Source organism: Ilumatobacter sp. (assembly GCF_049588435.1).
Lineage (GTDB): Bacteria > Actinomycetota > Acidimicrobiia > Acidimicrobiales > Ilumatobacteraceae > Ilumatobacter_A.
Map to the genome: position 1 here is coordinate 1 of NZ_JBAVYV010000298.1, position 4,278 is coordinate 4,278.

5 protein-coding genes are annotated in these 4,278 nt (G+C 66.5%); 3 read left to right on the forward strand and 2 right to left on the reverse strand.

The genetic code is table 11. From position 1 onward, the window contains the following. Together moeB and WBV89_RS11605 are read left to right on the forward strand one after the other, a co-directional pair. Positions 1–1,057: molybdopterin-synthase adenylyltransferase MoeB (gene moeB / locus WBV89_RS11600; RefSeq protein WP_423981509.1), on the forward strand; the 1,057-nt coding region annotated here is incomplete at its 5' end. A 111-nt stretch (positions 1,058–1,168) separates the two neighbouring features. Then, entirely contained in the window at positions 1,169–1,684 is a 516-nt protein-coding gene (locus WBV89_RS11605; protein ID WP_423981510.1) for an N-acetyltransferase family protein, read from the forward strand. A gap of 365 nt (positions 1,685–2,049) precedes the next feature. Here the strand turns inward: WBV89_RS11605 and WBV89_RS11610 are convergent, their stop codons facing one another. Next, on the reverse strand, positions 2,050–2,838 hold the full coding sequence (locus WBV89_RS11610; protein ID WP_423981511.1) for a class II aldolase/adducin family protein: 789 nt from the start codon (positions 2,836–2,838) through the stop codon (positions 2,050–2,052). A gap of 62 nt (positions 2,839–2,900) precedes the next feature. Further along, entirely contained in the window at positions 2,901–3,833 is a 933-nt protein-coding gene (locus WBV89_RS11615) for an EamA family transporter (RefSeq protein ID WP_423981512.1), read from the reverse strand. A 43-nt stretch (positions 3,834–3,876) separates the two neighbouring features. On the opposite strand from WBV89_RS11615, the gene WBV89_RS11620 reads away from it, so the two are divergent. Then, positions 3,877–4,269 carry a RidA family protein gene (locus tag WBV89_RS11620; RefSeq protein ID WP_423981513.1) on the forward strand — a complete coding sequence of 131 codons (393 nt, stop codon included), beginning with the start codon at positions 3,877–3,879 and terminating at the stop codon, positions 4,267–4,269. Positions 4,270–4,278: the final 9 nt, after the last annotated feature.

Sequence of the window (4,278 nt, forward strand, 5' to 3'; positions counted from 1 at the left end):
GCGCGAGCCCGACGAGTACGAGGAAGGGGCGATCCCCGGAGCGATCCACATCCCGCGCGGACACCTCGAGGCACAGGTCGAAGGTCGTCTCCTCGACAAGGACGCTCCGGTCGTCGTGTACTGCGCCGGTGGTGTGCGCTCGGCGTTCGCCGTGCAGACGATGGAGGAGCTCGGCTACTCGGGAGCGCTGTCGATGGACGGTGGTTTCGGTCGGTGGAAGGACGAGGGACGCGACTGGAAGGCGCCTGCCTCGCTGACGCCCGAGCAGAACAACCGGTACAAGCGACACCTGTTGCTGCCTGAGGTCGGTACGGCCGGCCAGCTCAAGCTGCTCGACGCGAAGGTCCTGCTGCTCGGTGCCGGTGGCCTCGGGTCGCCTGCCGCGCTCTACCTCGCCGCCGCGGGTGTCGGCACGCTGGGCATCGTCGACATGGATGACGTCGACTCGTCGAACCTGCAGCGTCAGATCCTGCACAACGTCGACCGGATCGGCGACCGCAAGGTCGACTCCGCCAAGAAGACGCTCGTCGGACTCAACCCCGACGTCAACGTCGTCACCTACGACACGCGGCTCGATGCGTCGAACATCATGGACATCATCGCCGGCTACGACGTGATCGTCGACGGTGCCGACAACTTCCCGAGTCGGTACCTCCTCAACGATGCGAGCGTGAAGCTGGGCATCCCGGTCGTGCACGGTTCGATCTTCCGCTTCGAAGGAATGGTCAGCGTCTTCCACCCGCTCGAGGGCCCGACCTATCGCGACATGGTGCCCGAGCCGCCGCCCGCCGAACTCGCCCCGTCGTGCGCCGAGGCCGGCGTGCTCGGAGTGCTCCCCGGGATCATCGGATCGATCCAGGCGCTCGAGACGATCAAGGTGATCCTCGATCTCGGCGACCCGCTGATCGGTCGCATCCTCACCGTCGACACGAACGACATGGAGTTCCGTGTGTTCAACCTCAAGGCGAACCCCGACAACGAGGTCACCCACGCAAACGCCGACCGGATCCGCATCGAGGAACTCGAGGGACTCTGCGCCCCCGGCCTCGACCACTGACGCTCGGGCCGCCCCCGATGTCGCTCGACCAGGTTCTCGACCCCGATCCGTCTCACCTGCTGATACGGATCGGGGTCGAGAACAGGTCCGGTGCGGCGCCAGGCTGAACACGTGAGCGAATCCCACCTCACCTTCCGGACCGGCGCGCCCGATGATGCTTCGACGATGGCGGCATACCACCGCCGCTGTTGGGTCGATTCGTTCACCGACCTCCTGGAGTCGGGAGTCGTGGCTGCCATGGATCCGCACCACGGTGCCGATCGATGGCCGTTGTTCCTCGATCCGGCACGTGGGTTCACGACGATCGTGGCCGACGATGGCGGCCGCGCGGTCGGCCACGTCACCGTGCGTGGAAACGAAGTCGTGCAACTCTTCATCGACCCGGATCATCAGGGTCGCGGGCTCGGACGGCATCTGCTCGAGATCGGTGAAGCGCTGATCGCCGGCGCCGGATTCGACACGGCCGAACTCGACACGATCGTCGGCAACGCTCCGGCGATCGCGTTCTACGAGGCGGCGGGTTGGACGGTCACCGATCGCATCGTGCACAACGACGCCGACGGTGTGGTCTTCGACGAACATGTCCTCACCAAGAACCTCGAGCGCCCCGACCAGCAGCCCGACTGAGCGCGGTTCCCCGTCGCCACCACCGATGCGACCCCACCGGCCCACCAGGTCGGTCCGCACCGCTTCTCGACCCGGTTGCGTCTCACCTGCTGATACGAATCGGGGTCGAGAACGAGGTGGTGGGACGAAATTGGTTCCCATTCGGCGATGTACTCACCCCCCGAGCAGGTGTGGAACTTCTCGATCTCGATCAGCACGCGCTCGAACGGCATGGCCTCGTTGTCAAAGCGACGAGCGGCATCGCGCACGCGACCTGGTATCGGATGATCCGGAGGCGCGAACTCGAGTTGCTGCACCCTGGTATCGCCCGTCTCGCTGGCACGCCTCGGACGTGCAGCGGCTCACACCGCAGCGGCGCGGGAGGCTCACTCGAGGAATTCGGGTTCGCGGGCGACGAGTTCGTCCCAGAACGGCTGGAACTGGAACCAGCCGGCGATGTCGCTGCCCTGGGCCTTGTAGCCGTCCTCGCAATACGCTTCGGGGATCTCGATCGGGGTCCCGGCGGACTCTGCGAGCAGCTGGCTCTGGCAGGCGCGCTCGAGCGCGATGAACCACCACACGGCGGCGTCGACCGATCCGCCGGTCGTGATCAGGCCGTGGTTCTGGTGGATCAGCGCCTTGCGATCGCCGAGCGTTTCGGCCATCTGGCGACCGACGTCGAGGTCGAGCACCACCGCGCCGCTGCCGACGTTGCAGAGGGCGACGTCGTTGTAGAACATCGTTGCGTCCTGGGTGATCATCTTCAATGGCTTGCCGAGCGTCGAGAACGTCTTGCCGTACATCGAGTGGGAGTGAGCGGCCGCGATGATGTCGGGCCTGGCCTGGTGGATCTGGCCGTGGATCGCGAACGCGGCGGCGTTGAGCGGACCCTCACCCTCGACGATGTTGCCTTCGTGATCGACGCAGATCAGATCGCTGACGGTCATCAACTTGAAGTTCGTGCCGAACGGGTTCACCCAGAAGCGGTCGTGGAACTCGGGGTCGCGCACGGTCACGTGACCGGGCACGCCCTCGGCGAGATGCAACCGGCCCATCGTGCGCAGGCCGCAGGCGAGGCGCTGTTTGCGATGGAGTCGCTCCGCTTCGAAGTCCTCCTTCGGCGTGGTTGCTTCCTTCTCGAGTTCTGCGAGCTGATCGTCGAGCGTGTTGGCCATCCCCCCAGTGTACGAAAATGTCAACCCCCGGGTCGGGCCGGCTCGACGGCGAACCCCCGCGCTCAGGCCGGGTCGGTGCGCACCACTGCCTCCACGCGCTCGATCTCGTCGCGTTCCTGGACGGCCACCCCGACCAGGACCAGGGAGATGCCGGCGAGGTCGACGGCCGACGGCTGCTGTCCGAGTCCGATCCAGCCGATCAATGTCCCGGTCACCGGGAGCAGGGCGAGCAGCAGCGAGAAGCGCCGGATCGGGATCCGCCGCATCGTGAACTGGTCGATGCCGTAGCCGATCGCGTTCGAGAACACGCCGACGGCGAGACAGAGGACGAGGAGGTTCGGGCTCGTCCAGACCTCGAGGCTGCCGGGTGCGCCGATCGGGGTGGTCACGAGCGCGCCGATGGCCAATCCCAGTCCGAGACCGGCGACCCCACGGTCGACCTGGGCGACCCGCGATCCGATCACGATGTACCCGGCCCACAGCGCTGAAGCGATCAGGATGTACACGATCCCGAGCAGGTTGTCGTCGATCTCGACGCCGCCGAGTACCACCACGCCTGCGAACGCGAACAGCAGGGCGACGGCATTGCGGCGACTGCGTGTCGTTGCTGCGGCGACGGCGATCGGGCCGATGAACTCGATCGTGATCCCCTTTCCCAGGTCGATCCGCTCGATCGCGAGGTAGAAGAACACGTTCATCAGGACCGTGATGACGCCGAAGAACGCAACGCCGACGAGTTGCTCTCGCGTCCACCCCGATCGCCAGCCGCGTGAGAAGGCGAGCAGCACCAGTGCGGCACCGATCGCGCGGAACCACGCGACCGTTTGGGGGGAGACACCGTCGGTTCCACCGATCGTGCCGTCGAACAGCAGCACGGCGATGACGGCTCCGACGTACTGGGCGATCGCGGAGAGGACGAAGAGCGCTTCGGGTTGCGTCGTCGACAACCATCGGGTCACCGGACCGCCGGTCACCGCCTCGCCGTCGCGGTCCATGCGCCGAGGCTAGGCCGTCATGTCCGGAGGTGGAGGTGGCACGATGGGGTCCGTGAACCGTCCGATCAATCCAGCGGCGATCGCTCCGCCTGCAGCCCGCTATGTCCACGCCGTGCTGACCGAATCTCCGAGCCGCTGGCTGCACACGTCCGGTGTCGTCCCGACTGCACCCGACGGGAGCAGCCCGCCGGACGTGGGTGGTCAGGCAGAACTGGTCTGGACGAACGTCGCGGCGATGCTCGGCGAAGCCGACATGACGCTGGCAGACATCGTGTCGGTCACGACCTACGTCGTCGCCGGTGAACCACTGGCACCGGTGATGGCGGCCCGTGACGCGTTCCTCGGCGAGCACCGAGCGGCGTCGACGTTGGTGACCGTGCCCGAGTTGGCCCAGCCGCAGTGGCGCATGGAGGTGGCGATCATCGCCGCGGCATAGAAAACGCGC

Coding starts and splice junctions, on each gene's coding strand:
- WBV89_RS11615 (WP_423981512.1), bottom strand. CDS start 3,833: ATGGACCGCGACGGCGAGGCGGTGACCGGCGGTCCGGTGACCCGATGG.
- WBV89_RS11610 (WP_423981511.1), bottom strand. CDS start 2,838: ATGGCCAACACGCTCGACGATCAGCTCGCAGAACTCGAGAAGGAAGCA.
- WBV89_RS11620 (WP_423981513.1), top strand. CDS start 3,877: ATGGGGTCCGTGAACCGTCCGATCAATCCAGCGGCGATCGCTCCGCCT.